Raw genomic sequence first — 26,721 nt, 5'->3', positions numbered from 1 at the left:
GCCAAAACCTCCTCCAATCCGCTGTCAGGCCCTGCCTGAGGCCTCGATCACCTTCCCGTACACCTCCAACAGACGCGAGATCATCAAATCCAAAGACCAGTGGGACTGGGCCCAGCTCTGGGCTTGCTTCCCCAGCCTGATTCTGTACGCATCATTCTCCAGCAGTGCATTCAGCTGCTGGAAGAGCGTTACGCTGTCTCCCACCGGGGAGATCAGTCCGGTCACCCCATGCTCCACCATTTCGGGCAAACCGGCGGCGGAGGAAACCAGCACAGGCAGACCCGCCATCTGCGCCTCCATAACCGAAAAAGGCTGGTTATCCTGCAGGCAGCAATGGACAAATATATCCGATTGGCCCAGCAGACCGGGCACATCCAAACGATTGCCCAAAAAAGCCACCTCCTGCTGAAGGCCGAGCCTGCGGGCCTGCTCCTCCAGAGCCGCCCGCTGGTCTCCGTCCCCCGCGATCCAGCATACCCAATCTGACCGGGCCTGCTTCAATGTGGCCAAGGCTTCGATCAAAACATGGACACCCTTAATAAAAACCAGGCGGGCCGGGAAAATAATGACCTTTTTCCCTGGAGGACGCCGGATGTTGGTGCCGGCGGCAAAGTTGGCCCAGAACGGCTCCGCATCCAGCCCGTATTGGAACACAGCCACCTTTTCAGGAGATACCCCGAATTGGGAAATCAGCATATTGCGCTGCCAATGGTTGGCCGTAATGGACAGGTCCGTTCCGGAAGCCCCGTAATATTCCATCGCCTTGAAATAGTTATAGGCCGGGCTATTCTCATGAATGCCCAGCTCCGGATGCATCTTGAAGTGGGAAAACATTTCGGTGGCTACCGAGCCGTGAATATGGGACACCAGCGGCGTCCGTTTCGGCTTGACCCGGGCCAGGGCACGGGCCGAGATGACATCCTGGGTATGGATGACATCGTATTTCTCCAACCCGAAGTAGGCGGCGGAGAGCTCCAGGCAGTAGCGGTCAAATTCGTTCTGCCAAATCACCGGCTGCTCGAACAGATGGGGAGCGAGGCTCTGGCCGAGCTTCGTTCCCAGCATGGGAAGCAGATGCTCTTTATCCAGGGATAGCCCTTTGTTATAGATGTGGAAGTATTTGTAATCTGGACTGTTCCCCAGCAGATCCACCTCATGCCCCATCCGCTCCAGCCTGTTCCTGATCTGGTTCATGAAGGTCCATACGCCGCCGATATGCGGAATCAGCCAATATGTCGCCAACAGAACTTTCATCCATGGTTCCTCCTTGCCGTTACAGGCATTCAAGCAATCGCTGCATCCGTTCCTTATAGACGGATTGCACCCGGAAGAATTCCTCCAGCAGCTCCGGCCGGTAGCGGATGGACCCCATCTGGTCATGAAACCGGTACATCGTCAGCGCCTCCGGCAAATAATGCAGCTTGACGCCGCTGACCGCCAGCCGCAGCCACATCTCGTAATCCTGGGTATACGGCAGGCTTTCGTTGAACAAGCCGCATCTGCCGAAAACCTCCTTTCTGCACATCATGGTACAGCCGTTAATGGGATTGTACAGCGCCAGCAGCCGGTAAATATCCCCCGGAGCGGAAAGGGGCGTTCCCGCGAAGCTCTCTGTAATCACATCATCCTTATCCATCACCGCGTAGGCGGTAAAGCAAAAGTCCGCCTTCCAAAACTCCATAACCTCCAGCTGGCGCCGGATTTTATCCGGCTTATACATATCGTCGGAGGAGAGCCAGGCCACATACTCCCCGGTGGCATTCAGAATCCCCGCATTCATGGCGCTGGCTGTTCCGCCGTTGGCTTTGCGGAAGTAACGGAGGCGCTCCATATATGGCGCAATCAGCTCCGTATGCCGGACCGATCCGTCATCCACCACGATAATCTCCAGGTTGGGATAGGTCTGATCCAGCACGCTCCGGATGGCCCGCCCGATATAAGGACAATTGTAAAAAGGAATGACAACCGTTACTTTCGGATTCATGCCACACCTCCTCAATAAGGCGTTGCCAGAGCCAGCGCCTCCAGCCGGTGGCGGAAAGTATTCTGCACAGCCTGGACTTCCTCCATAATCTGCGGCCGGAACCGCATGGTTCCCATTTGGCCATGCCAGCGGTACTTGGTCAGCGGTTCATCCAGGAAGTGAATGTTCACGCCGGACAAGAGCGCCCTGATCCAATACTCGTAATCCTGGGTATACCGCAGGCTTTCGTCGAAAATCCCCACCCGCGCTATCAGCTCCCTTTTGAACATGACGGTACAGCCATTAATGGGATCGCAGGTGGAGAAGGCCCGGATAAATTCGCTTTGGCTGGAATAGCGGACGGCCTGGGCATAAGCGGTCACGTGCCCCCACTCGTTGATCTGGTCGAAGGCGGTGAAGGACAAGAGTGAATTATAATGCTGCATAAAAGCCAGCTGGCGGGCGATTTTGTGGGGATAGAACAAATCGTCGGAGCTGAGCCAGGCGATATAATCGCCGGTAGACATCCGAATGCCGTGGTTGAGGGCGCTGGCCGTCCCTCCGTTGGCCTTGCCCAAATAATGGATTCGGGACACGAAGGGATTGATTCTGTCCTGATACAGCGTGGAGCCGTCATCCACTACGATGATCTCCAGATTGGGATAGGTTTGTTCAAGGGCGCTGGAGATAGCCTGTTCCACGTAGGGGTCGTTATAAAAGGGAATGACGATGGTCACTCTGGGAAGCATGGCATGGTTCCTCCTCTTTATGTCTGTTGCGGCGGGCAAGACTGCCGGGTCAGGTCCTCCCTGCAGAAATCAAGGGCGTCCGACAGGGATTGGGTGAAGGGGATGGCCGGTGACCAGCCTAGGCGACCGGTCAGGGAGGCATCCATGGGCAGCGGCGGCGGAAGCGGCGGAGTGTTCCCCACCTCGATGGGAAGGGTAAGGGGCGTCAGTCCCCTGTAGGTCTCCACCAGATCGCCCAAGGAACGCATGGCGCCGGAGCAGACGGGATAAACAGCGCCGGACTGGCCGGATTCCAGAATGACGCGGTACGCGGCTACCGCATCCCGGACATCCAGATAATCCCGCTTTTCATGCCAGGATGACAGGCAAAAGCTGGAAGTATCCGTTCCTTTCTCCCACCGGGCGATCCGGGCGGCCAGAAGCCCGCAGATTCCATTGGAGCGGCCGGGGCCGATGAGATTGGAGGGTTTGGCCACCAGCACCTCCTGGCTGTACAGGAAGCTCCAGGCCTGGGCAATCAGCACCTGCATGGTTTTGGCCAGACTGTAGGGATGCAAGGGCTGGGGCGAATCGGCCAGGTCGAAGCCCAGCATGGAGCCGGCCACCAACAGCCGGCAATACTCCAGCCCCCGCAAGGCCTCCAGCAGATACAGGGTGGACAGAAGATTCGCCTCCATACAGCCCAACGGGTCCTTCCACGAATCGGCAACAGCATTCCGCCCGGCCAGGTGGAGCACAAAGCGGGGCTTCGTCTCCTCCACCAGCCGTTTCACCGCCGCCTTGTCGGTCAGATCGCAGATATGGAGCCGGCCTTCAATCGGCTCCCCGTCCTCCCTCCGGACGGCTGCGGCTACCGAATAGCCGTGTGCGGCGAAATGCCGGCAGGCATGGCGGCCGGTAAAGCCGCCTGCCCCCGTAATCAACACCGTGCGCTCCTTCATTGGGCAAGGAAGCCTCCCTTAATCAGGAGCTCGCGGATTTGTTCCTTGGACATGAGGGATTGGCTGGAGCAGAAGCTGCTGATTTGCGCTTTGGGATAAGATGCATACCGCTCCTTGATGCCGGGAATCTCCAGCGTAGGCAGAATCACCAGATATTGCTCGTCAAAAAGGACCGTTGTTTGGCTTTCAAATTCGGTGAGCAGAATTTCATGGATCTTTTCCCCCGGCCGGACGCCCAGCTCCACCATTTCCACATCCGGCTTGCCCATGGACTCTCCCAATACCTGGGCCAGATCCGTGATTTTGCACGTGGGCATCATCATTACGAAGGTTTCCCCGCCGATGCTGGCCTCCGTCGCCTTAAACAGCAGGCTGATGGCCTCCTGCAGGGTCAGGAAGAAGCGGGTCATGGCCATATCGGTGATGCCGACCCGGCCTTTTTCCCGGATCTGCTTCATGAACAGGTGAATGACACTGCCGTTGGTGCCCAGCACGTTGCCGCCCCGGACGCAGACGAACTCCGTATCTCCCTGAAGCAGATTGGCGTGGATAATCAGCTTTTCGCCGATGGCCTTGGTCATGCCATAGAAATTGGAGGGGTTGGCGGCTTTGTCGGTGGAGATGTAGACTACCTTCTTCACCTTGTTTTCGATGGCCGCCTCAATCACATACTGGGTGCCCAGCACATTGGTTTTCATGGCTTCGTACGGCTGCTCCTCGCACACCGGCACATGCTTCAGCGCAGCCAGGTGGAACACGTAATCAATCTGTACACATGCCCGGCTAAGCGCCTCCTTATCCCGGATATCCCCGATGATGAAGGTCAGTCTGCGGTCCTCGAAGGTGCGCAGCATAGCCACCTGGCTGGATTCGTTCCTTGAGAAGATGATGACCTCCTTGGGTTCAAAATCCAGCAGCTGCCTGACCAACTCATACCCCCAGGAGCCGGTGCCGCCTGTCACCAAAATTCTCTTGTCACGAAACATACCCTTTCCCTCCCAATAAAAATTTGACAACCTTGGCGGATACATCCGTATCCAGATAACCCTGCGGGCAATCCCAATCGGTTGGTGCCGCCATCATCACCTGGGCCGCGCTTTCGATGCAATCCGCGTCCACCCCGGATACCACATTGCTGCCGCAGTCCACTGTCTCCGGACGTTCCGTGCTGTTGCGCACCGTAACCGTCGGCACCCGGAAGATGCAGCATTCCTCCTGAACCGTTCCGCTGTCCGTCAGGACGCAGGCCGCGTGCTGCTCCAGCTTCACAAAGTCGAAGAAGCCAAAGGGCTCATGAAGCTCCACCAGCGGATGAAGCTTCAGATCGCTCACAGCCGCCAGCCTGGAGCGGGTTCTCGGATGGACGGAGAGAATGATCCGCATAGCTGTGTTTTTGGCGATCCGGTTCAGCCCCTCCATAATCTCCCGCAAGGGCGCAGGCCGGTCCACGTTCTCGGCCCGGTGGACAGTAGCCAGGAGATAATGTCCGGACGCCAGCTCCAGCGTCTCCATAACTGTGCTTTTTTCGATCCGGTCCTGATAATGCAGCAGAACCTCGTAGATGGGGTTTCCGGTAAGAATAATCCGGTGGCTGGGAAAACCCTCCCGCACCAAATGATCCTTGCTTTGTCTGGTATACGGCATATTGTAGGAGGAAATGGCGTCAATCACCCGGCGGTTCTTCTCCTCGGGAACGGACAGGTCGAAGCAGCGGTTGCCCGCTTCCATATGAACCACCGGAATCCCCATCCGCTCCGCCAGAATGGCTGACAGAGCGCTGTTGGTATCCCCCAGAAGAAGCACCTTGTCGGGTTTCTCCGCCTGCAGAATCTGCTCGATCCGCTGAAACATGATGGCCATCTGGCTGCCGAGAGATTCCTGCTTGTCGGACAGCATGTAATCCGGCTTCCGCAGGCCCAGCTCCCTGAAGAATACCTCGCTTAAGGAGTAGGTAAAATTTTGCCCCGTGTGAACAATGATGTGTTTGGAGGCAAGCTGATCCAGCTTTTTCATCACCAGAGAGAGCCGGATAATTTCCGGTCTGGTGCCCAGAACCGTGAGGATTTTCATACTATCACCCGCTTTTTTTGATTTTCCGCCGTCCGGAGTAACCGGTGTTCCGTCGGGAGCCTGCAGCCCTGCTTCCCTTGCGTCTGACGGCTTTGGAGGATAAACGCTTGCCTTTGGCCGGGGCGGACCTCTTCTTTCTGGCCGAGAGCTTTTGGCTCTTGCCCTTCCAGGCCTTCAGCGTGCGGCCCCGTCCCCGCCGGCGGCGGGAGCCCGCTTTTGCCCTGCGCCCATGGCGCCGGGACGATTGAGCGGGGAGGGCAGGCTGGCCGGTGCCCAGAACGCCGCCCATGGGAATCCGCCCCAGATAGCCGTCATCCAGGGCCAGCACCTCGTGAAAGCGGAAGCCCCGCCCCAAAAATACGGACTCTTCGGAAAACAGATACCGGCAGCCGTTTTCCACCAGATACACGGCGGGAGCCGCTCCCTTCAGCAGCAAGGGCGGTTTTTGCAGAAGCGCCTCCTGGGGCAGCGGCCGGGGACCAAGGACCGGAAGGGTCAGGGCCACCTCCTGCAGCCAATCCCCCAGCCTTCCCCGGTAAGAGTCGATACCGAAGGCCTTCTCCACTGCGATGCTGTTGCGGACGCCCCAGCTTTGGACGAAATCGCCTTTGGTCAGAAGGGAACCCACTGTGTCGATCAATCCCCGGACATCGCCCTTCTCCACCAGATAGCTGCGGTTGCCGGTGAGGGTCATAATTTCGCCCAGCCCGCCGGAGGAGTACGTCACAACCATTTTGCCGAAGATCAGTCCCTCCAGCGCGGTCATGCCGAAGCCCTCTTCAATCAGGCTGGGGATAACCAGAATATCCATAGCCGGATAAATTTGCTGAATCTGCATTTCGAACGGGTGAAAATAAAAGCGCCCCAGGAGCCCCGACAGCCGGATTTGCTCCAGGCATTTGGCGTAATAACCCACATCCGTCAGCTTGCCCGCCACCATAAACCGCAGATTAGGGTAAGTCACTCCCAGTTCAATGGCCATTTGGATAAAATGCTCCAGCCCCTTGTTGGGATAAATATCCGAGGATACGTATCCGATCACCCGGTGGGCATCATTCCAGCCGATGAGCGCCCGCTTTTCACTGCGGTAGACGGGCCACATCTCCCGCTCCAGCTCAGCCTCATTCCAGGAGGGGTACATAATGCGGATCTTGCCCTCCCCCGGAGTTCCCCGGAAGGGCTGGAGGGCTGCGTGGGATATCCCGATGATCCAATCCGAATACGCGCTGATGATTTCTGTTGAAGAGGACGTATAGCTGGTGCTCTGAATCTGCTCGGTCATCATCCAGCCGACGGGAATCCCCAGAGAGCGGGAAACCCAGGCCGGCATCAGATTGACACAGGTGTTGACGATGACCATGTCCGGGCGCTGCTCCAGCAGCAATGTCAGAAGCGACTGGACGGCATCGCCGTTATTCCGGATGAAGCCTTCCAGCTCCTGACGAAAATAAGGACCCGGCGAATACACTTCATAAAAGTTGGGGTAGGGAACCACAATGGTGGAGATGCCTCTTGCTCTGGCTTCCGCCGCAAGCAGCCCTTCGTTGGGCACAACCAAGGTGCAGTTGTGGCTGCCCCGCAGCTCCGTCGCACAAAACAACAGAAGCTTCTCCGCTCCGGTAATATGCGTGTCGGAGCATATGTGGGAAAACAGCATGATGTTCAACCGGATGGCGGTCATGTTTGGCGTATCTCACCTCCTGAGAGTTTTGCGCACAGGCGAAAACCGGCAAGGCTTTCCGCTGGGAAATCCGGTCTCCGTCAGCCGCAGCCCCTTCGACGCACAGACCCCATCGGCATTTAGCGGGTATTCTGCGAATAGTACAATATATTAGGGAGACAACCTACTGGGCACGACAGTTGACCCTCCGGCATACGTACAAATTTTGGAATGGCCCGGTCTGTCCTTCACCTTCGGAGGGGTGGAAGCCCATATGGAGGGGGTAAAAAGAACGGCGAACCAGGGATGCGGAAGGGGTGATCCTTCCGCCAATCCTTGTTCGCCGCTTCATGGAGACTTTTGGGCCGGTGCTTGCGGGCCCGCTTATAAGGGGGATGGTTGGGAGAAGTGGTGGCGTGGCTGGGGGAGCGGCAGTGTAGCCGGGATGGCCGGCGGTGTGGCTGGCCACTTGTCCGCAGCCCGGGAGCCTACGGGGCCAAAAAGCTCTGTCCATCCTGCATTCCCTGGGCAAAGCCCTGGGAAAAACCGGTATCGTAGCCGTTGTTGAAGGCATGAAGCTCCTGGCGGGACATCCCGCCGCCCTTTTGGCGTCTTTTTGCCGGTTTGGCGGCTCTGGTGGCTTTGGTGGCCGGTTTGGCGGCTCTGGTGGCTTTGGCGGCTCTGGGAGCTGACTTTGCGGTTTTGTGGGCTCCTTTGACTGCTTTGCTTCGTTTGGCCCTTATCTTCGGGGCATGCGGGTTTATCCTTTTAGTCCGCTGGCTCTTTTTCAGACGTTTTGCTTTCATGCGTCTACCTCCACGTATTGGAACTGCCGGGGGCGGCAGGGCCCGCCAGCGTTTTTCTAAGCTACCTTATCCTATGCCCGCCGGGACGCCAATCCCTCCGCATATGCCCGTTATCGGCACAAAAACCCTGCATGCACAAAAATCTCCCGTTTGCCCAAAGCCTCCGTATACACTAACTATCCGTTTCCTTCCGTTTGCGCCACTCCTCCGTGTGCAATTCCCCGCGAGATAGCCCGCCAGCCAGCTATGTTCAAGATAGCGGATAGGGATTGTCCGCTATATCGTGCCAATAGCGAAAGGCTCCTTTCCGCTATTTGGGCAACTGCCCCGTTTTAGCTGCCGATAACGGAACTCAGCCGCTCTTAAAGCAGCTTTTGGAGCTTATTCGTATCGCGACGGAACTGAGGAGCCCTTATCCCCCGCCGCAGCCTCTTTCCGCCCCCATTTTTGCCGCAATAAGGGTCGCTGAGTTCCGCTACAAATAGATAGCCAGCAGCTAACCTGCCAGAAACGTACATACTGCTGTCACTTGCACACACTCCTCCATACTTGCCTACCCTAATCCATACAAACCCGCCCCCACGCAAAAAAAGGCCCGCTGGGGCGAGCCCTTGGCGGAGCCTTTTGCATTCTATCAGTCGGAATAGGCTTCGGCATTGAAGCTCTCCGGCCCGACTCTCGTCGGGAACACAGCCAGAACGCCGGGAGTGCTGACGAAGGCCTGGTAGACGATAAAGCCGTCATTGGGCGGTTGGTAATCCACACCGTTGGCGGTCACCACATTCTGGGACAGAATCAAGGTGCCCACGGGCAGGTTTTCCGTTACCGAAAAAATCAGCGTTGAAACCCCGCCGACTACCCGGAAGATGTCAATGGTAATGGGCGTCAGGACGGTGACCAAGCCGCTTACGGTGACGGTGGCGGTAAAGTGCACCCGCAGATTGGCTCCTGCTCCGGACACGTTCAAGCCGAGCGTGCCGAACAGTGTAGGCGTAGTGCTGACGGGAACGGCAATGGCTCCGGATGTGCTGGCGTTTTGGGATACTTGTTGATCTAAGAAAATTGCCATGTTTTTCACCCCCTTCCATGCTTTCTCATGTAGCATATGCTAGAGTAGCATGAAAGAGTGGACATCCATCCAGCGGGCCGAAAAAAGGCCATTCATCTCCTACACCTGTTCCGGTTCAAACACAACGGCCAACAGCTGCGACAATCTGGACCGGAAGGAGTGGTCGAGGATGGTGCGGCGAAGCCCGCGGACAGCGATCCGGTTCCGCTCCGCCTCATGCCGGAGATAGTAATCGGCCAGACTCACAAACTCGGCAGCGGATGCGTAAGGGATAATTTCTTGACCCGGCACATAATGCAGGGCCAGATCCTCCCGGACATCCGTCAGCTGAAGGGTCCCGCAGGCGGCAATTTCATAGGTGCGGGGGTTGACGGAGCGGCCTTCGATTTGCCTGGCGTTTTTGCTGTAAACAGGGTCTACGGCGCCACGGTGCAAATTGATCACCAGCTTGGCTCCGTTATAGAACTTGACTGTCTCGTCCACCGGCGTCCACGCCAGCCGGATGTTCTCCGCCAGCCGCTCATATCCGGCCAGCCGTTCCCATAAAGCGCCGATAATAACAATTTTGTGCCGGGCCAAAAAAGGGGTAAGCTCATTAAAAAACGCGATCCGGTTGGGAAAGCCGTTGCCGATGAAGCAGATATCGCTGTGATACCGGTTCTCCACCGCCATGGGACGGTAAATGGCAGGAGAAGTGGCCATGGGCAAATAGTGGGTCCGGGGATTGCCTGCCTGCCGGTACAGCTCCACACAGCTAAGCTCATGGGTAAATACATAATCGTATTGGGCAGCGATGGAGGGGGTGTAATCCGTAAAATACGGATCATCGGCAAACCATACCGCCGTCCGGATACCTTGTGCGCGTACCTGGGCGACCATCTCCAGATGATTCTCGGGGAACACATGAAGCCCGTTCATAACCAGCACCAGATCGGGACGAAGCTCGGACGCCAGACGGTACAGGTCCCCGGGATTGCCTGTATGCAGCTCGGCGGCAAGGGCGGAGAGCGCCTCCTCCACCCCCCGGTCAATGGCTTCAAAACCCTGCCGAATGTACAGCACCCGGAGCGGAAGCACCGGATAAGCCGGCGGATTGACAGTATCCAGGACACTTTGGCAGCAGCCGGTCCGGTAGCCGTGGGAGCGCCCGGCGGCATAGCCGGTTTCATAGCTCAAGGCGGGCGGCCCGGGTTTCTGCCGCCTTTTTCGTTTGCTCATGCGTATCCCCTCCGCCCCTTCAGATGTACCGGGATGGATCGGATTCCATCCAGTCCCGCAGCTCGGCCAGCATAATCCGGTACTCCGGCACCGCAAGCGCGGCATCTTCCCTGGTGCAGCGGAGCGTACGGTCCTGGCGGAAGTGGCCGTCGGGCACAATGACCGCATCGGTTTTGCCGAAGATTTCCTTAAACAAACATAACAGCTCATATTTGCTTACTTTTTGGGGGGCGGTCAGGTGGACCAGTCCGGAGATGCCGGCGGCAAGCATCCGCTCTACGGATTTGGCCAGCTGCAGAGTGGTGACGCCGTTCCAATACACCTCGGTATAACCCTTGACCACACCCTGCCGGGACATAAACCAGTCGAACAGGCCGATCCGGCTGCTGCGGATTTCCGGCCCCACGATAGAGGTCCGGACCGTCAGATGCGGAGGATGCCGGACCTCGCCCATCGCCTTGCTGACGGCATATACGGAGCTCCCGTCCGGCAGGTCAAACTCCGTATAGTCTCCCCGCTCTCCCGAAAACACACAGTCCGTGCTGATATGCACCAGCTTGCCGCCCCACTCCCCCAGCTTCTGCCGGAGCAGATGGGGAAGCAGGCCGTTTACCTGATACGCCAGCCTTTCATGCTCTTCCGCGTCCCGGTTCAGGATACCGATAGCATTGATGACCACATCGGGCCGGAGCCGGTCCAGCAGCGCCGTTACCTGCCCGTCATCCCCGGCGTCCAGATACAGGGCATGGGAATCGCGACCGTCACGGGACGTGTAGAGCACCTCCCAATCCTGTCTTTGGCGGAAATAGTGGACCAGCACATGGCCCGCCATCCCGTTTCCCCCCAATATTAACAGCTTCATTCTGTCACCGCCTCTTGTCTTCATAAAATTAGTCTGTGAACACGCTGGTCAGGAGCGATTGAATACGCTTGTGGTAGGTGTGGTCGGACAATGTCCGGCGGAGCCCGCGGAGGGCGATTTCCCGCCGTTCATCCTCGTGGGCCAGGTAATGCCGGATTTTCTCCATACATTCCTCCGGGGATGCAAAGGTGACCACTTCCTCCCCCGGCGTATAGAAGTTCAGCAAATCGCTGCGTTCATCGGTCATCTGGAAAGCGCCGCTGGCGGCGATCTCGAAGGTCCGCGGATTCACCGAATATGCGGGAATTTTGCGGACATTGCAGTTGTAGGACTCGTCGTCATAGGCTCTGTGCACATTTAACACAATGCGGGAGCCGTAATAAAATTTGGCCGTTTCCTCAGGGGACAGCCAGACTCCGGACTGAAGCCGCTGGCCCAGCCGTTTCGCGGAGGGCAGCCGCTCCCACCACCATCCGGAGATCATGGAGTTGCTGTTCTCCAGCACCGGCAGGATGCTGTTGACGAAGGAAACCCGGTTCCAATAGGCGGAGCCGATAAAGCTTACGTCCCGGCGGTAGGTGGTTGGCACAGGCTGGGGACGGAAAACAGCCGGATTTGCCCCCAGGGGCAGATAATGGACCCGGGGGCAGCCGATGGATTGATAGAAGGGGACACAATTCAGCTCCAGGGTAAACACATCATCGTAATGAACCGCAAGCTTTTCCGTCACATCCACATAATACGGATCGTCGGTGAACCAGACAGCCGTCCGGATTCCCCGCATCCGCAGCCCATCCGCCACTTCCACAGGCAGCTCCATTCCCTCCAGGACAAGCACCAGGTCCGGCCTCGCCTGATCCGCCAGCTCCAGAATGGGGCCAACGGGTGAAATGGCGGCACACTCTCTGACATTGGCCTGCAAAGCCTCATAAATCGCCTGGTCAATGGGAGAATAGGGGACGCCTTTGCCGGACATGACGAATAATACCCGGATATCCCATATGTTCGTCACCTGGGGAGGCGCCTGGAGCAGAACCGCTTGGCTTCTCCCCCAGCTGTAGCCGTAGTCGAAGCCCAGCCGGAATCCGGCCGCTCTTCTCTCCTCCATTACGGCTGGTGTCAGTGCCGCTGTTGAAGGGCTGGGGCGGGTTTTCCGGACAGGCGACTGCCGCCGGACCTGCCGCTTCAATGACCGTTTCATGGCATAATCCCTCCGTTTCCTCTCATTGATCCCCGTTATTCCTTGCGGGACTCCGCTGCGCCGGAGCCGCCGGCCAGCCGGTTAACCGCCGCCAGGGACTCGAAGGTTCCCGCATCCATCCACCAGCCCTCCAGAATATGATGGGAAAGCTTCCCCTGTCCCGCATAAACATTATTGACATCGGTTATTTCCAGCTCCCCCCGTTTGGAGGGGTGAATGGACCGGATAATCTCAAAAACCGCATCATCATAAAAATAAATGCCGGTCACGCTGAAGCTGGATGGCGGATTCTCCGGCTTTTCTTCAATCCGGGTAATCCGGCCGTCTGCCAAATGGGGGACTCCGTAGCGTCTTGGGTCCTCCACTTCCTTCAGCAGCACCGCCGCCTGGCCGGTTTTGCCCTGGAATGCGCGCATGAAGGGCGACAGGGAGGCCTCAAACAGGTTATCGCCCAGAAGCACCACGAAGGCTTCCCCGGGAAGGATGAAAATTTCCACCAGTCCCAGTGCCTGGGCAATTCCCCCGGCGTCATCCTGGATGCAATAATGAAGAGCAACTCCCCACTCGGAGCCGCTCCCCAGCAATTCCGCAAACTGTCCGGCGCTCTCCTTGCCCGTTACGATGCATATGCTTGTAATGCCGGCTTCCTTGAGCTTGTTGATCCCGTGCATAATCATGGGCAGCTGCCCGACGGGAAGCAGGTGCTTATTGATGACCCGCGTCAGCGGATAAAGGCGCGTACCCTTGCCGCCCGCAAGAATGACTCCTTTCACCAGCCTTCTCCTCCTTTCAGATGCTCATATATACTGGCGGGGATCAATCCCCCATTTATCCATAAATTTGCGGTAATTGGCTTCAATCAGCGATGCGAGAAGCGCGCTGTCCTGCTTCCGGAAGCTGGCGCTTCCGTGGTGGTGCACGAAGGCATCCCCCACCATCATGAGCCGGAACCCGGCCAGCCTGATCCGGTAGCAGTAATCGTCATCCTCATAGTGTCCCGGCGAAAACCGCTCATCCAGAAGGCCGATCCGCTCCATCACCTCCCGTTTGAACAAAAGGCAGAAGCCCACCAGCCGGTCCAGAGGAACGCGCCGGGAGGAGTCGGGGCTGTTGCGTTCCAATGACCAGGCGTGAAACTCCTCCATCGTGCTGTATGGCGCGTCATCCTGCTGGCGGCCGCTGACATAATTGGAGCGGGGTCCGGCGGCGCCGATGTCGGGGCTTGCGTCCAGACAATCCAGCATATTGTCCAGCCAACGATGAGTCACTACCACATCGTTGTTCAGGAGCAGCAAGGCATCCCCCATTGCTATTTTCAAACCGGCATTGCAGGCGGCGGGAAAACCGGCATTGTCCGGAAAAGAAACAAAAGCCAGCTTTTCCCGCACGCAATAGTCCAATGTTCCGTCTGTAGAGCCGTTGTCCACAACAATGATTTCATGCGGCGTGGCGGTATAAGTCCGGATAGCCTCCACACAGGGAGTCAGAAGCTCCAGTCCGTTGCGGGTGGGAATGATGATGCTGGTCATTCGCATGTGACTGCCTCCTTTGCCGCATCCCGCTTGCGCAGGCGGTCCGGGAACCGGGAGCGCGGCCCGGTGGCGCGGATTTGCTCGTGGAAGGCCTCCAGCCGGTCCCCCATCAGCACCTCGGGCATTGGGACGGAGGCGGCCGCGGTTTCCTGGCGGATGCCCGCTCCTCCGCGCCGGGCAGGAGCGGCGGCGGGCACCGCTGCCGCCCGGAGTCCCTGGAGGAGGGCGGCGGTTTGCGCCACCGGCGGCACAGCCAGACTGGCCGCTCCCAGTCGGTCAATCGCTCTCCGGGAGAGAGCATGGGGACAATGCTCCAGCGAGGCTGTTCCCAGATCCCGGCGCCCTTGCGCCATATTCATAAATTCCTTCAGGATGGCGGCCGGCTCACGGCTCCGGAACGGCACACGCTGGCCGGGCATCCCGCAGACCGCCAGATCATTGCCTTTGGCAATGGAAGCAATAAACGGAAGAAGCTGCTCCGCCCGGACCGGCTCATGCTCCTCCAGAAACAGCACAATATCCGATGCGGCGAACCTGGCCCCCACCGCCCTGCCTGCGCCATAACCCAACGGCTCGGGATAATGGATCAGCACCGGACCGGCGGGATGCTCCCGGACGAGCCGCCGCAGGTCATCCGGCAGGCTGCCTGCCACAACAATGATTTCATCCAAGGCCAGCCGCCCCAGCTGCTCCAGCACAGCGCCGACGGCCGGATCGCCTGCGGCGGCGTGAACTACGGCGGATGCGCTCCTCTCCGTCGGCAGCGGGATAAACCGGCTGAGCGGCTGGCCGCAGGCCTGGCCATAACCCCGCATGAAGCTCTTGGCATGCTGCATGTATAATCTTCCCGGGCCGCTCTTGAACCGGCCGTTCCACCAGCGGGACCAGGCCCGGCTGGCCGCCGCAGCCAGCTTCCCGACGGCGGAGACGCCTCTGGGAGCGGAGCGGCCGGCGGCATAACCGGCGGCCCGGGCGCCCAGGCGCTGCGGCCTTGCCGTCCGCTTGCTCCTGGCCCGTGATCCGGCGGCGGCGGAGGCCTTGCGCCCATGGGCACGTCCCGCTTTGGCGCCGGACTTGCCGGCGGCAGAGCGGCGGGCCGATATGCGCGCCGGGCGGCGGCTTTTGGCGGAGCCGGGGGCGGTTCTCTTCGCTCTGGTTGTTGCAGTCGCGGTTGCAGCTTTCACCGGATCACATCCCTTCGTTTGGGCGTGTCGGGAAACTGTCCCCGGGGGCCGTTGCGCTCCAGCAGCCAGCCGATGGCCTCCAGATGATCTCCCAGAATCAGCCCCTCCAGCGGGTCCCGCCCGTTCTTCCACCTTCTCCGCCGTTTGGGATTCGCGCTGCCCACCTCCACATAGCAGGCCGGCACCAGCTTCAAGCCTGAGGCTGCGGCGATTGCTTGGGCCAAGGGAGGGACAGCCAGATGCTCAAAGCCGATCCGCTTGGCCGCTTCCCGGCTCATGGCATGGGGAATGGCAGTCAGGGACATTCCCTTCAGCTCGGGTTTGGCCAATACGGCGTTCAGCGCATATTTGGCCAGCACGACGCTGTGTACCTGCATCTGGTCTACCGCCCCGGAATAAGTGTTCAGGGCAATATCCGCCCCATTCTCAACCGCCGTCACGAAGGTGCGCAGCCGGCTGCCCGGAATGACAATATCCCCATCCGTAAAAACAAGAATTTCTCCCTTGGCGTGATGGGCCCCGATGCTTCTTCCCACGTCATGGCCCAGCGGCTCAGGGAAGAAGAGAACCCGTGCCCCGGCAGCCTCCGCCAATTGGCGGGTGCCGTCTGTGGAGCCGTTGGAAACCACAATGACCTCCGCCTCCGGATGTACGCTTCTGGCTGCCCGGATGACTGCCTGAATGGATCTTCGTTCGTTCATGACCGGTATAATCACGGAAACCTTGGGCTGGTCGGCGTTTTGGATAGGCAGCGGCCGCCCCCCCGCCGGAATTTCCAAAGCGGCGGGCTTCCGCCGGAACGGGGCTGCTCCTTTTCGGGTGCGCTTAACTTTGACCAAATATGCCACCTCCAAATGTCCTTGGTTTCATCCTATAGTATGTAACCGTGAAAAGAGTGTAACGGCGCTTGCACACTGCGGGCGCAGGCGGGCATGGACAGAAGCGGGATAGGAGCGGGACAGGAGCCCTGTCCGCCGTTAAAAAGAAAAAAGGGACTGTCCCCGGGCGGATAAAGCTCCGCTTGGGGGACAGCCCCGCCTGATTTCCGCGTGGGCAGCCTCAATTCATAGCAGTGGCGATCCAACTGACTGCGCCTGAGATATCGCCGCTCATTTGGGTACGGACCAGCTCGATGACCGCCCTGTCCGGATGAAGCTCCTTCAGAACGGCATAACAGGCCGGATGGCTGGTCATCGCCACCAGCACATAGCCGTTGGCCGGATATGGCCGGTCCAGGATGATCTCCAGCTGGCAGGTCTCCTGCAGCGCCGGACACTGGAAGGCAGCCACGCCGCATTGCGGCCCTTCCGACAGCTGCTGCAGCTTCTGCCGGAGAGAAGGTGAAAGATGCTCCTCCTCCACCGCGCCTTTGACCAGCTTGCTGCCATCCGTTATTCCGTCCGCCAGGTTGGTTCCATCGACTGCTCCGTCCGCCGGCTTGGCGCCGCCGATTGCTTCCTCCGCAATTTGTGAGGCTGCCGATTGGGCGGCTGCGCTTGCCTCTTCCACAAAAGCATGGGCCTGCTTCAGCATGCCCGAAATCTCCTCGGACAAATGCCTCATCCCGATAATCCCGTCCCGCAGATGCCGGCTGCCGATGTTTTCCTCGGCCAGGTGCACTCCCCGCACAGCCCCCTCCGACAGCTTCGCCGACGTGATGGAGCCGTCCTGCAAATGCTCCTCCTGCACGGCATGGGAGCTGATATGCTCCCCATAGATGGCGTCGTTGTCGATGTGCTCGCTGCGGACGGAGGCCAGGGCCAGCTTTTCCGAGGTGACGCATTCATTGCCCAAATGATCGGCGCCCACCTGGAGATTGACGATGTTTGCCGCGTCCAGCTCTACCGCGCCCAGATGGGCGGTGGCAATGCTGCCCGGCTGAATATGCCGGCCTGCGACGATTCCGGGCAACAGATGCCGCTCAGCCACAGCGCCGTCGGCCAGATGAACGCCGCCAACGGCTCCCGCCGCCAGCTTCGCCGCATTCACCGCTCCGTCCTGCAAATGCCCGCCCCAGACGGCTTGAGGGCCGATATGCTCCGGCCGGATGGCATTGGCCTGGATATGGCCGCCGTGGACCGCATCCAAAGCCAGCTTTTCCGCCGTCACACAATTGTCGCCCAATTGCTCCGTACCGGCCACAAGATCAATGATGGCGGCGGCAGCCAGTTGAATATCCCCCAAATGGGCCGTGGTGATGCTGGCAGGCTTCAGATGCTCGCCGCCCACACTGCCCGGCATAAGATGCCGGGACATGATGGAGCCGTCCTGCACGTGACTGCCGCTGACTGAACCCTCGGCCAGATGACTGCTGGCGATGGCGCCTTCGGCCACATGGCTGCCGGTGACCGTTCCGTTTGCCAGCTTCGCCCCGGTGACGGCCCCATCCGCCAGATGAAGCCCTTGGACACTGGAAGGAGCCAGAATGGAAGCGTCAATGCATCCCGTTCCGAAATGCTCCTGCTTGAGAAGCCCATTCTCCAGATGGGAGGCTCCGATGGAGCCGGATTGAAGATGGAAGCCGTGGACCGAACCGGGCTTCATGTGCTTGCTGGCCACAGCCTCCACAGCCAGCTTCTCGCCGGTAACTGCTCCGGAGGCCAGCTTGTCGGTGGTCACGGATCGGTTATGCAGATGGGCTTCCCCGATGGATTCCGGAGCAATCTGGTTGGAGCCTATGCCGCCGTCGGCCAAATGCGAGCCCTGCAGGCTGCCCGGGATCACATGCTTCCCGCCTACGGAGGAACCGGCCAGATGGCGGAAGCCTACCGCCCCATCCGCCAAATGCCGGGAGGTGACGGAGGATGCGCGGAGCTTGGCGCCGTATACGGATTCGTCGGCCAGCTTTTCGCTGGTAACCGCCTCCTGCTCCAGGTGGTAGCCATGTACGGCGCCTTTGGTGATATGGTAGCCCCTTACCGTTTCCTGCTTCAGATGGTCGCTGCCGATAATATCCATGGCAAGCTTTTCTTCCGTCACGCTGCCCTTGGCCAGCTTGTTGCCGGCTACGGAGTTGGCCGCCAGCGCCTGCTCGCCTACGGAGCCGGCCTGAATTTGCTCGGCGCCTACGGAACCCGCCGCCAGCTTCTCTGCCGTCACCGAGCCTTTTGCCAGAGCGGAGCTGCCCACACTGCCCTCCGCCAGCTTCTCCGCCGTCACCGATCCGGCCTGCAAATGGGCGGTGCGGATTTCATCCGCGGCAATATGCCCCCCCTGGACCGCCTCGGCAGCCAGCTTCTCGCCGGTGACCGCCTCCTTCTGCAGGGCGCGGGTGGAGACCGATTGATCGTCCAGATGCTCCTGCCCTACGGCGCCTTTGCGCAGTTGAAGCGGGCCCACCTCGCCCTTGCTGATCTTGCTTTCAGTTACCGCCCCATCCACCAAATGGCGGGAAGTAACGGAGGACGGCTGCAAATGGCCGCTCTGCACGGACTCCGTCTTGAGGTGGCGGGCTTCCACGCTCCCGGTGCGCAGCTTCTCCGACGTGACAGCCCCATCTGCCAGCTTCTCCTCCAATACGGAGCCATCCCCCAGCTTGGCGGAGTTAACCGCCCCGTTCATCAGCAGGCTGGCGCCGATGGAGGCCACCGCCATGTGATCCGGCCCGATGGACCGGCTGCGCAGATGCTCCGGGCCGATGATGCCTTCGGCCAGATGCTTGCCCTCGATTGCCCCGTCCTCCACCTGCATGCGGCCGATGATTTTATCCGCCAGCTTATCCCGGGTGATGCAGCTGTCCACCAGTTTGTCTGCTGCAATGCTGTATAATGCGATTTTGTTCGCCGTTACGGCCCCATCACGGAGATGGTCCGCGCCAACGGATTCATCTGCCAGCTTGCCGGAGGTAACCGCCCCGTTGGCAAGCTTGCCTTCCGTTACGGCATAATCCGCCAGCTCCCGGGTCCGGACCGAACCCGGAACAATTTTATCTGAAGTCACAGCGCCATCCGCCAGCTTGCTTCCGGTTACGGCCTGATCGGTTATGTCATCGGTATAAATGACCGGAGCGTGGAGCAGTTCCTCCTTGCGCTCCAGAAGTTTGCTTGCGGTTGGTTCGGGCGCAGGCGCGGCTTCCGCGGGAGGTTCGGGAGCAGCAGCCTTGGGAATGGTCGCGGCTTCCTTGGCCTCGGGAGCTTGCGCAGGCGGAGCCGGAGGTTTAGCCGGCTGCTTCCGGGAAGCCGCAGCCTTTACCGTTGCCGCAGGGACTGCGGGCGGGGCCGTACTTGACGCAGTTGATGCTTTTGACGCAATTGGCGCATTCGACACGGTTGATGCCTTTGGCGCAGTTGACGCTTTTGATGCGGCTAATGCATTGGACACGATTAACTCATCCGATGCATTGGGCAAGGTTGGCGCAGTTGACGCGATTGATGCAATGGGCGCGGCTTCTGCAGGAGCGGTTGGCTTCGCGGCTTCCGGCACAACCCGTGACGCCGGCGCAGATGGTGCCGCCGCGTCTTTTCCGGGAGCCCGCTCCGGCTGCTTCCGCCTGTCCCTGGTTTTCCCGGTTTCTGCAGGCTGTTCATCCAGCCACCGCAGCTCAGACTGGCGGGCGTTGACAATCATGCCTTTCCCCGTACCCTTGCGTTTCCTGTCCGTTGACAGTCTTTTACGTTTCATGGGGCTCTTCCCTTCCATTTTTGCTATGGGCGAATGGTTACAGAACTGGTCATCTGCAACATATGCCAAACACCCAGACGCAGGTTCCTGGAACTTGGGAAATGGGCGCCTCCCCATGAATGGACCCTCCTCCTACAAACGGAAGCCGGCCAGCGCCAGCCAGAGGGCCGCCGTTCCCTCCCAGGTAAACTGCTCCCGCACACGCACGGCAGCCCGTTCCCCCATCCGCCTGGCCAACCCTTGATCGGCCAAAAGCCGCCCCACCGCATCGGCAATCCCCTCGCTTAAGGATTCGACAGGAACCAGATAGCCGGTTTCCCCGTGGAGAATAATTTCCCGCATGCCGCCTGAATCCGCTGCCACCACCGGCACGCCGGAGGCCATCGCCTCCACGTTGACCAGCCCGAAGGCCTCTCTTCGGGGAGAGGGCACCACCGCCACATCCGCCAGCCGGAACCATTCCGGCATCCGCTCATGGGGAACGTAAGGCACGAAGCGGACATTTCTGGGCAAAGACCGGGCCATGCGGTGAAGCTTCCGCACATAGCCGGTGGTCCTTCCCGAGCCGTAGAAAGCGCCGCCCACCACCAGCAGCACCGCATCCGGGAACTGCGCGGCCAGCCGGGGCATCGCCTCCAACAAGTGGTGGACACCCTTGATCTCGCGGAGCCTTCCTGCGTACAGGATGATTCTCTTGCCGCCATACCCCATCACCCGCAGCTTTTCCTCCCGCAGGCGCGCCCCTTCCCCATCCCATCTGGGCAAAAAAAGGCCGGTATTCACACCGGGATACAGCACCTGCAATTTCAACGCCGCTTCGGGCACAAGACGGGCAATCTCCTCCTCCAAATACCGGCTGTTCACCAAAATCCGCTCCACATGGCGGAAGCAGTCGGCCAGCTCCTGTCTGCCGATATGCCGCCGGGATACGAAGGTCAGGGAATGCAGCGCCAGCCAAACCCGCTTCCCGGGCAGCGCCTTTTTCACCGCCCTGGCCATTCTCGGCCGGTTGTCTACCTGGATGAGGTCGTAGCTTTCCCTCCTTAGGCTCTTGATGACCGCGGACAAATAATTCTTCCTGCCCGACGGGCGGAGATAACGGACAGGTCCCCGAATCTCCCGTCCCGGTACTCCCGGTGCCCGGATGCCGTATACAGTGCAATCCGTAGACAGTCCGATGCGGTTGGCCAGCTCCTCCATTACCTGCTCCACCGAGCTGCTGACGCCGGAGGGAATAATGAAGGAACCTGGGGAAACCAAAGCTATCTTCGGTTTCATCGACACGTTCGCCACCCCCTTCAAGCGATTCTTTCTCCTTACAAGTTTATGCACAAAATGAAAGGCCGCTTAGACAAACATCCATGCAGATTCGCCCGGAAGTCATATTCTGATGGGGAGGAGGGAGAATCATGACGCATAACCGGTATGTCGGCATTCTGTTGAATGCACCCGTATATGACCGCTTAAGCCGGGGAAAAAGCACCGGCCATGAGCAGATATCCTTCTATGAGGAAGCTGCTGCAGCGCATGGTCTCACGCTGTGTTACCTGAAGCTGTCGGGCTTAACGCCCGGACGCCCGAACCGCCCCGTGCCTGCGCTGGTGCGCAAGGGAGGGCGGTATGCCAGGACGCTGGTGGAAACACCCACCGTGATTCATAACCGCGCCATTCATTTGGATTCCCGCTCCAATGGCCGGTTGGAGGCGCTGTCCAGGGGAGGAACGGAAATCTTTAATTTGCATACCCGCTACGACAAGCTGATGCTGCACCGGCTTCTGGAGCAGAACCCGGCTATCCGCCCGCATTTGCCCCTGACGGAGCGGGCCCGGCCAGAGATGCTGCAGCGGTTGATGCGGGAATATCCCGCCCTGATTGTGAAGCCGTCCAATGGCAGCGTGGGACAAGGCATTATGCTGCTTAGCCTGACAGAGCAGGGAAAGTGGCGCTGGAAGTACCGCTCCGCCAAAACAGGGGCATGGCGCACTCTTTATTTCACCACCCGGATGCCGGCCGAGCTGGTTCGGAGGCTCAGGAAGCGCAATTATCTGGTGCAATATTTTTTGCCGCTAGCCAAATTCCAGGGTCGCCCCTTCGATATCCGTGTCTCCGTGCAGAAAAACGAAGCCGGCCTGTGGCAGACCACCGGAATGGTAGCCAAGGTTGCCCGCACCGGCGCTTTTTTGACCAATGTGGCCCAAGGCGGGAAAGTGGCGACGATGGATGAGATTTTTGCCGAACATCCCGGCTGGAACGGAGCGGAAATCCAGGAGCGGATCAGCCAATTATCCGTGCAAATTGCCGAATTTTTGGACGTCCGGCTGGTTGGTCTGGCGGATTTGGGTCTGGACATGGGCATTATGGAGGACGGCCATCTGATTTTTATCGAGGCCAATGGAAGAGATCAGCGCTACAGCTTTGGCGAAGCGGGGATGCACGAGGTATGGAAGGCGGTTTACCGCAATCCGATGGGGTATGCCCGGTTTTTGCGAGGCGAAAATAAAACGCCATAATAAATTCATTGGAAGGCAAAAAGTTTTCGTGTACAATAAAGATATGAAAAAAATCACTATCGCCAAAAATTTATCTGGAAGGAGGACAGATCTATGAGCTCATTGGATACCCGTCCGGAATTCACTCCAAGCAGCTATCAAATCGGGCATTTTCTCTCCCCGGAGAATGTGTCCCGGCTGGAGAATATTATGTATCCCCAGAATGCGCCCGAAGGCTCCCATGTCTTTTGGGAAGGCGACAAGGCGGAGAAGCTGTTTTACATCCGAAAGGGCCAGGTGAAAATCACCAAATCCACTGAAGACGGCAAGGAACTGATCCTTAACATCCTTCAAAAGGGAGATTTTTTTGGCGAATTCGGCGGCTACGGAGATATGCATTACGGCTATAACGGCGAAGCCATCAAGGACAGCGTCATCGGCGTTGTCCAGCAGAAGGACCTGGAGATTCTGATCTACCAGCACGGCGACTTTGCGGTCGAATTCATGAAGTGGATGGGACTCATGCAACGCACCACCCAGTCCAAATTCCGGGATTTGATGCTTTTCGGCAAAACCGGCGCTCTTGCCTCCACCCTGATCCGGCTGACCAATACCTGCGGCGAAAAAAACGAGGACGGCAGCATCAAGCTGGCCATCAAGCTGACCAACACCGATCTGGCCAACATGATCGGCACCACCCGCGAAAGCGTCAACCGGCTTCTCAGCACCTATAAGGAAGAAGGCGTCATCAGCTATGAGCAGGGCCAGATTGTCATCCATGACCTGCTGTACCTGAAGAGTATTGTCAATTGCCCCAATTGCCCTCCGGAAATTTGCCGGATTTAGGGATTGTTTTTCCCACTAGAGCTTGCCCCTTCTTCATCACGCACCGGATGCGCCCTGAGCACTCCGGTTTTTTTCGTTTGCGGGTCTGGCGTCCACAACAGAAGGAGCCCAGGTACATATGGTGAATACAGGTGTAAATAATCCATCGGACGAGGTGGCGGCATGCGAATCCTTACTCAATCCCCCGTCGGCTTTATGTTGGTTGAGCCTGTGCTCCGCAAGGACTCCCGCGGCTCTTTTGCAGAAACCTTTCACCAGGAGCGGTGGCGGGAGCTTGGTATCTGTGCGGAATGGAAGCAGGACAATCATTCTGTGTCAAAAGAAGCCGGCACCATCCGCGGGCTCCACTATCAATTGGGCCCCGCGGCCCAAACCAAGCTGGTCCGGGCAGTAGCCGGGGCTGTCTACGATGTCATCGTGGATATCCGCTGCGGATCGCCAACCTTCGGCAAGTGGTACGGCTTTATCCTGACCGCCGCCAACGCCAGGCAGCTGCTGGTGCCCAAGGGCTTTGCCCACGGCTTCTGCACCCTGGTGCCGGATACGGAGGTCCTGTATAAGGTAGATGAATATTATTCCCCCAAGCATGACAGGGGTATCCTGTGGAATGATCCTGCGCTGTCCATTGACTGGCCCGTGACGGAGCCGGTGCTGTCGGATAAGGACGGCAAACATCCCCCGCTTCTGGCGGCGGAAATCGATTTTGTGTGGAAGGAGTGTGAGCCATGAAGATTCTGGTTACCGGCGGAGCGGGATTTATCGGCAGCAATTATATCCGGTACAGACTGAAGACGCATCCGGAGAGCAAGGTAGTCAATCTGGATGCCCTGACCTATGCAGGCAATCCCGACAATGTCCGGGAGCTGGAGACTGATCCGCGCTACTCCTTTGTCCGGGGAGACATCGCTGATTACCCCTTTATCATGGAGCTGTTCGCAAAAGAACACTTCGATGCGGTGGTGAACTTTGCCGCAGAGTCCCATGTGGACCGGAGCATTGCGGACCCGGGGATTTTCATCCGGACCAATGTGGCCGGCACCCAAACCCTGCTGGAGGCCGCCCGCCAAACCGGCGTCAAGCGGTTTGTCCAGGTGTCCACCGATGAGGTATACGGCTCGCTGGGGCCAGAGGGCTTCTTCACCGAAGAGACCCCCCTTGCTCCCAACAGCCCTTATTCCGCCAGCAAAGCGGGGGCTGATCTGCTGGTCCGCGCCTATTGCGAAACCTTCGGGCTTAACGCCTCCATCACCCGCTGCTCCAACAACTACGGACCGTACCAATTTCCCGAAAAACTGATCCCGCTTATGATTTCCAATGCGCTCCGGGATGAGCCGGTGCCCGTTTACGGCGATGGCCTGAATATCCGGGATTGGCTCCATGTGGAGGATCATTGCGCCGCGGTGGATCTGGTGCTGGAGCGGGGAGCCGCAGGGGAGGCTTACAATATCGGCGGCAGCAATGAGCACCGGAACATCCATATTGTCCGGACGGTTCTGCGGATGCTGGGCAAGCCTGAGAGCCTGATCCGTTATGTTCCGGACCGGCTGGGACATGACCGGCGCTACGCCATCGACGCTGCCAAAATCAACCGGGAGCTGGGCTGGAAGCCGTCCTACGCCTTTGATGAAGGAATCGCCATGACCATCAGGTGGTATCTGGAGCATGGGGAGTGGCTGGAGAATATCCGCCGCCGGCATACGGGTGGCGATGCCAAGTGAAGGTTCTGATTACCGGCGCCAACGGCCAGTTGGGGCGTTCGTTGGTGGAGCTTCTGACCGCAATGGGAATAGAGGTGATCCCGACAGGCCGGGATGTGATGGATATCACCAGCTGGGAGCAATGCCGGGAGCACTTTCTGCAGCACCGGCCCGATGCGGTGATCCATGGGGCAGCGTATACCGCCGTGGACCGGGCGGAGGCGGAGCCCGACGAGGCGTACCGGGTCAATGCGGCGGGAACCCGCAATGTGGCCGCGGCCGCCGAGCTGGTAGGCGCCAAGTGCTGCGTCATCAGCACGGATTATGTCTTCGACGGCACCGCCTCCACGCCGTACCGGGAGTTTGACCCGCCCAATCCGCGGACCATATACGGCCGGACCAAGCTGGCAGGAGAGCAGCTGGCGGCCAGCCTGTCCAGCCGCTGGTTTATTGTCCGCACCGCATGGCTTTACGGCCCGGGCGGCCAAAACTTTGTGGAGACGATGCTGAAGCTGGCGGCGGAGCGGGAGCATATCGACGTGGTCCATGACCAGTTGGGCTGTCCCACCCATACGGCCGATCTGGCGCGTTTTTTGGCGGAGCTGATCCAAACGGAGCATTACGGCCTGTATCATGCGGCCAACGCCGGGTCCTGCAGCTGGTATGAGTTTGCCTCGGCCATCATGGAGGAGACCGGCCTCCCCGCGCAGATTCACCCCTGCACCACGGCAGAATTTCCCCGTCCGGCCCCGCGGCCGGGATATTCCGTGCTGGACGCCATGGCCATCCGCGCCAACGGGTTTGCCCCGCTGCCCCCCTGGCGGCAGGGGCTCAAGGACTATCTGGCCGCCAGGCGCAAATAATTCACTCCAATAGAGGCTGTCCCAAAATCATCCAGCATGATGACAAGGGATCGCCTCTTTTGGTTTAGGTGACCGAGTCCGGACACCCGCCGCCTAAAAAATCGGTTGTTTGTAAGGGATGATTTATATGGCAGGTATACACTATAATTGGAATGTAAATCCCATATAATCATAGAAAGGTGTCCTTCAATGAACATGAAACGGTTCTTTATAGCAGGCTTCATCGTGTTGAGCATTGCTCTATTGTCCCAATCGGCCGTTGCTTCACAATTGCTTCAGGCTGTTTTGTACCCCGCCCGCATCACGCTGGATGGCGAGCCCCTAGCCTTGCCCGAAGGTCAGCCCATGCTGCTTTACAATGAGAAAGCTTATGTGCCTCTACGGTATTTCAGCGAGCTTGCAGGTATCGGCGTGAGCTTCAGCGGGGCTGAAAATACTATTAAGCTGTCCCGGAATGCGGACGAGCATGTTTCCGCGGTGTATGACGATATCCTGTTTACGATTCATACAGCCAAGAAGCTCTACACGGAGGCGGAGCCGATTTCCATATGGGGATCAGCGGAATACATAGGAGAAGGCAGCTCTATCGAAGTCATCGGCTATTCCACCTTATCGGGTCCGAGAATCATACATGCGAACATAACAGACAAGGAAGGCTTCCACATTCCCTTCGGATTCGATGACATTGGCCGCCCCGTTGCATTAAAGAAAAACAAGCCTATGGTATGGGATTTGTCAACATCCATAAACACCTACCTGTATGTGAAAAGCGGCAGCAATTCCGGGTTGGATAGTTTCAAGGAGATTCTGATGGAAACCGGCAAGATAAACCGGCTTCCCGCGGGACAATACACTATCAGCGCCTTGATCCGATATGAGCTTGGCTGGGGAGAAGGGAATAAGGAGCAGCAGCTGACCCTGGACATTGAGGTTCGCTAACCAAACAATCCG

At 58.8% G+C, this 26,721-nt stretch carries 24 protein-coding genes; 6 read left to right on the top strand and 18 right to left on the bottom strand.

Annotation, left to right across the window (positions count from 1 at the left end; translation table 11 throughout):
* Nucleotides 1-24 precede the first annotated feature (24 nt).
* The 18 genes from DQG13_RS12805 to DQG13_RS12725 all read right to left on the bottom strand — a co-directional run bounded on the left by DQG13_RS12805 (nucleotide 25) and on the right by DQG13_RS12725 (nucleotide 21,153).
* Nucleotides 25-1,254: a glycosyltransferase family 4 protein gene (locus DQG13_RS12805; RefSeq protein WP_113020157.1), complete on the bottom strand. Its 1,230-nt coding sequence runs from the start codon at nucleotides 1,252-1,254 to the stop codon at nucleotides 25-27.
* Nucleotides 1,255-1,273: 19 nt separating this feature from the next.
* Nucleotides 1,274-1,984 (bottom strand): glycosyltransferase family 2 protein, encoded by a 711-nt coding sequence (locus DQG13_RS12800; RefSeq protein WP_113020156.1) that lies wholly within the window; start codon nucleotides 1,982-1,984, stop codon nucleotides 1,274-1,276.
* Between the two features lie 11 nt (nucleotides 1,985-1,995).
* Nucleotides 1,996-2,712 (bottom strand): glycosyltransferase, encoded by a 717-nt coding sequence (locus DQG13_RS12795; RefSeq protein ID WP_113020155.1) that lies wholly within the window; start codon nucleotides 2,710-2,712, stop codon nucleotides 1,996-1,998.
* A 17-nt stretch (nucleotides 2,713-2,729) separates the two neighbouring features.
* Nucleotides 2,730-3,653 carry an NAD-dependent epimerase/dehydratase family protein gene (locus tag DQG13_RS12790; protein ID WP_113020154.1) on the bottom strand — a complete coding sequence of 308 codons (924 nt, stop codon included), beginning with the start codon at nucleotides 3,651-3,653 and terminating at the stop codon, nucleotides 2,730-2,732.
* Nucleotides 3,650-4,639: a polysaccharide biosynthesis protein gene (locus tag DQG13_RS12785; RefSeq protein WP_113020153.1), complete on the bottom strand. Its 990-nt coding sequence runs from the start codon at nucleotides 4,637-4,639 to the stop codon at nucleotides 3,650-3,652. Before DQG13_RS12785 ends, DQG13_RS12790 begins: the two co-directional genes overlap by 4 nt.
* Nucleotides 4,629-5,723, bottom strand: coding sequence for a non-hydrolyzing UDP-N-acetylglucosamine 2-epimerase (wecB, locus tag DQG13_RS12780; RefSeq protein WP_113020152.1), 1,095 nt, complete (start codon nucleotides 5,721-5,723; stop codon nucleotides 4,629-4,631). The genes DQG13_RS12785 and wecB overlap by 11 nt, the downstream gene beginning before the upstream one ends.
* Nucleotides 5,724-5,727: 4 nt before the next feature.
* Complete coding sequence (locus tag DQG13_RS12775; protein WP_113020151.1) at nucleotides 5,728-7,404, bottom strand: glycosyltransferase family 4 protein; 1,677 nt, start codon at nucleotides 7,402-7,404, stop codon at nucleotides 5,728-5,730.
* Nucleotides 7,405-7,871: 467 nt separating this feature from the next.
* Entirely contained in the window at nucleotides 7,872-8,189 is a 318-nt protein-coding gene (locus DQG13_RS30545; RefSeq protein ID WP_146767147.1) for a hypothetical protein, read from the bottom strand.
* Between the two features lie 634 nt (nucleotides 8,190-8,823).
* A complete protein-coding gene (locus DQG13_RS12770; protein WP_113020150.1) occupies nucleotides 8,824-9,258 on the bottom strand; it encodes a hypothetical protein in 435 nt (144 codons plus the stop codon).
* A gap of 99 nt (nucleotides 9,259-9,357) precedes the next feature.
* Nucleotides 9,358-10,476 (bottom strand): CgeB family protein, encoded by a 1,119-nt coding sequence (locus tag DQG13_RS12765; RefSeq protein WP_113020149.1) that lies wholly within the window; start codon nucleotides 10,474-10,476, stop codon nucleotides 9,358-9,360.
* A 19-nt stretch (nucleotides 10,477-10,495) separates the two neighbouring features.
* The gene (locus tag DQG13_RS12760; RefSeq protein ID WP_113020148.1) at nucleotides 10,496-11,338 is read right to left on the bottom strand and encodes an SDR family oxidoreductase; all 843 of its coding nucleotides are present in this window, start codon (nucleotides 11,336-11,338) and stop codon (nucleotides 10,496-10,498) included.
* 28 nt (nucleotides 11,339-11,366) lie between these two features.
* Nucleotides 11,367-12,539 carry a CgeB family protein gene (locus DQG13_RS12755; RefSeq protein WP_258525651.1) on the bottom strand — a complete coding sequence of 391 codons (1,173 nt, stop codon included), beginning with the start codon at nucleotides 12,537-12,539 and terminating at the stop codon, nucleotides 11,367-11,369.
* A 35-nt stretch (nucleotides 12,540-12,574) separates the two neighbouring features.
* Nucleotides 12,575-13,312 carry a sugar phosphate nucleotidyltransferase gene (locus tag DQG13_RS12750; protein WP_113020147.1) on the bottom strand — a complete coding sequence of 246 codons (738 nt, stop codon included), beginning with the start codon at nucleotides 13,310-13,312 and terminating at the stop codon, nucleotides 12,575-12,577.
* 24 nt (nucleotides 13,313-13,336) lie between these two features.
* The gene (locus tag DQG13_RS12745; protein ID WP_113020146.1) at nucleotides 13,337-14,074 is read right to left on the bottom strand and encodes a glycosyltransferase family 2 protein; all 738 of its coding nucleotides are present in this window, start codon (nucleotides 14,072-14,074) and stop codon (nucleotides 13,337-13,339) included.
* Entirely contained in the window at nucleotides 14,065-15,255 is a 1,191-nt protein-coding gene (locus tag DQG13_RS12740) for a glycosyltransferase (RefSeq protein WP_113020145.1), read from the bottom strand. Before DQG13_RS12740 ends, DQG13_RS12745 begins: the two co-directional genes overlap by 10 nt.
* On the bottom strand, nucleotides 15,252-16,103 hold the full coding sequence (locus tag DQG13_RS12735; RefSeq protein WP_397333966.1) for a glycosyltransferase family 2 protein: 852 nt from the start codon (nucleotides 16,101-16,103) through the stop codon (nucleotides 15,252-15,254). The genes DQG13_RS12740 and DQG13_RS12735 overlap by 4 nt, the downstream gene beginning before the upstream one ends.
* A gap of 211 nt (nucleotides 16,104-16,314) precedes the next feature.
* Nucleotides 16,315-19,875 (bottom strand): WIAG-tail domain, encoded by a 3,561-nt coding sequence (locus tag DQG13_RS12730; RefSeq protein WP_113020144.1) that lies wholly within the window; start codon nucleotides 19,873-19,875, stop codon nucleotides 16,315-16,317.
* A 132-nt stretch (nucleotides 19,876-20,007) separates the two neighbouring features.
* Nucleotides 20,008-21,153 (bottom strand): glycosyltransferase family 4 protein, encoded by a 1,146-nt coding sequence (locus tag DQG13_RS12725; RefSeq protein ID WP_113020204.1) that lies wholly within the window; start codon nucleotides 21,151-21,153, stop codon nucleotides 20,008-20,010.
* Nucleotides 21,154-21,284: 131 nt separating this feature from the next.
* Here DQG13_RS12725 and DQG13_RS12720 point away from each other — a divergent pair, with 131 nt between their 5' ends.
* The 6 genes from DQG13_RS12720 (at nucleotide 21,285) to DQG13_RS12695 (ending at nucleotide 26,709) form a co-directional block, all read left to right on the top strand.
* Nucleotides 21,285-22,385, top strand: coding sequence for a YheC/YheD family endospore coat-associated protein (locus DQG13_RS12720; RefSeq protein WP_113020143.1), 1,101 nt, complete (start codon nucleotides 21,285-21,287; stop codon nucleotides 22,383-22,385).
* A gap of 93 nt (nucleotides 22,386-22,478) precedes the next feature.
* A complete protein-coding gene (locus DQG13_RS12715) occupies nucleotides 22,479-23,210 on the top strand; it encodes a Crp/Fnr family transcriptional regulator (RefSeq protein ID WP_113020142.1) in 732 nt (243 codons plus the stop codon).
* Nucleotides 23,211-23,372: 162 nt separating this feature from the next.
* Nucleotides 23,373-23,939 carry a dTDP-4-dehydrorhamnose 3,5-epimerase gene (gene rfbC, locus DQG13_RS12710; RefSeq protein WP_113020141.1) on the top strand — a complete coding sequence of 189 codons (567 nt, stop codon included), beginning with the start codon at nucleotides 23,373-23,375 and terminating at the stop codon, nucleotides 23,937-23,939.
* Nucleotides 23,936-24,928 (top strand): dTDP-glucose 4,6-dehydratase, encoded by a 993-nt coding sequence (rfbB, locus tag DQG13_RS12705; RefSeq protein WP_113020140.1) that lies wholly within the window; start codon nucleotides 23,936-23,938, stop codon nucleotides 24,926-24,928. The genes rfbC and rfbB overlap by 4 nt, the downstream gene beginning before the upstream one ends.
* Nucleotides 24,925-25,770, top strand: a complete 846-nt coding sequence (gene rfbD, locus DQG13_RS12700) for a dTDP-4-dehydrorhamnose reductase (RefSeq protein ID WP_113020139.1) — start codon at nucleotides 24,925-24,927, stop codon at nucleotides 25,768-25,770. Before rfbB ends, rfbD begins: the two co-directional genes overlap by 4 nt.
* 189 nt (nucleotides 25,771-25,959) lie before the next feature.
* A complete protein-coding gene (locus tag DQG13_RS12695) occupies nucleotides 25,960-26,709 on the top strand; it encodes a stalk domain-containing protein (RefSeq protein ID WP_113020138.1) in 750 nt (249 codons plus the stop codon).
* Nucleotides 26,710-26,721: the final 12 nt, after the last annotated feature.

The organism is Paenibacillus sp. YN15 (genome assembly GCF_003285005.1).
In the GTDB taxonomy this organism is placed as follows: domain Bacteria; phylum Bacillota; class Bacilli; order Paenibacillales; family NBRC-103111; genus Paenibacillus_AR.
The sequence above is the reverse complement of the archived record's forward strand: the minus strand, read 5'-3'. Positions and strand labels throughout refer to the sequence as shown.

Bases quoted from the DNA above. Each gene is read 5' to 3' on its own strand.
- wecB (WP_113020152.1), bottom strand. From the start codon at position 5,723: ATGAAAATCCTCACGGTTCTGGGCACCAGACCGGAAATTATCCGGCTC.
- DQG13_RS12760 (WP_113020148.1), bottom strand. From the start codon at position 11,338: ATGAAGCTGTTAATATTGGGGGGAAACGGGATGGCGGGCCATGTGCTG.
- DQG13_RS12755 (WP_258525651.1), bottom strand. From the start codon at position 12,539: ATGAAACGGTCATTGAAGCGGCAGGTCCGGCGGCAGTCGCCTGTCCGG.
- DQG13_RS30545 (WP_146767147.1), bottom strand. From the start codon at position 8,189: ATGAAAGCAAAACGTCTGAAAAAGAGCCAGCGGACTAAAAGGATAAAC.
- DQG13_RS12745 (WP_113020146.1), bottom strand. From the start codon at position 14,074: ATGCGAATGACCAGCATCATCATTCCCACCCGCAACGGACTGGAGCTT.
- DQG13_RS12695 (WP_113020138.1), top strand. From the start codon at position 25,960: ATGAACATGAAACGGTTCTTTATAGCAGGCTTCATCGTGTTGAGCATT.
- rfbB (WP_113020140.1), top strand. From the start codon at position 23,936: ATGAAGATTCTGGTTACCGGCGGAGCGGGATTTATCGGCAGCAATTAT.
- DQG13_RS12805 (WP_113020157.1), bottom strand. From the start codon at position 1,254: ATGAAAGTTCTGTTGGCGACATATTGGCTGATTCCGCATATCGGCGGC.
- DQG13_RS12715 (WP_113020142.1), top strand. From the start codon at position 22,479: ATGAGCTCATTGGATACCCGTCCGGAATTCACTCCAAGCAGCTATCAA.
- DQG13_RS12775 (WP_113020151.1), bottom strand. From the start codon at position 7,404: ATGACCGCCATCCGGTTGAACATCATGCTGTTTTCCCACATATGCTCC.
- DQG13_RS12785 (WP_113020153.1), bottom strand. From the start codon at position 4,639: ATGTTTCGTGACAAGAGAATTTTGGTGACAGGCGGCACCGGCTCCTGG.
- DQG13_RS12770 (WP_113020150.1), bottom strand. From the start codon at position 9,258: ATGGCAATTTTCTTAGATCAACAAGTATCCCAAAACGCCAGCACATCC.
- DQG13_RS12795 (WP_113020155.1), bottom strand. From the start codon at position 2,712: ATGCTTCCCAGAGTGACCATCGTCATTCCCTTTTATAACGACCCCTAC.
- DQG13_RS12765 (WP_113020149.1), bottom strand. From the start codon at position 10,476: ATGAGCAAACGAAAAAGGCGGCAGAAACCCGGGCCGCCCGCCTTGAGC.
- rfbC (WP_113020141.1), top strand. From the start codon at position 23,373: ATGCGAATCCTTACTCAATCCCCCGTCGGCTTTATGTTGGTTGAGCCT.
- DQG13_RS12790 (WP_113020154.1), bottom strand. From the start codon at position 3,653: ATGAAGGAGCGCACGGTGTTGATTACGGGGGCAGGCGGCTTTACCGGC.
- DQG13_RS12725 (WP_113020204.1), bottom strand. From the start codon at position 21,153: ATGAAACCGAAGATAGCTTTGGTTTCCCCAGGTTCCTTCATTATTCCC.
- DQG13_RS12730 (WP_113020144.1), bottom strand. From the start codon at position 19,875: ATGAAACGTAAAAGACTGTCAACGGACAGGAAACGCAAGGGTACGGGG.
- DQG13_RS12720 (WP_113020143.1), top strand. From the start codon at position 21,285: ATGACGCATAACCGGTATGTCGGCATTCTGTTGAATGCACCCGTATAT.
- DQG13_RS12800 (WP_113020156.1), bottom strand. From the start codon at position 1,984: ATGAATCCGAAAGTAACGGTTGTCATTCCTTTTTACAATTGTCCTTAT.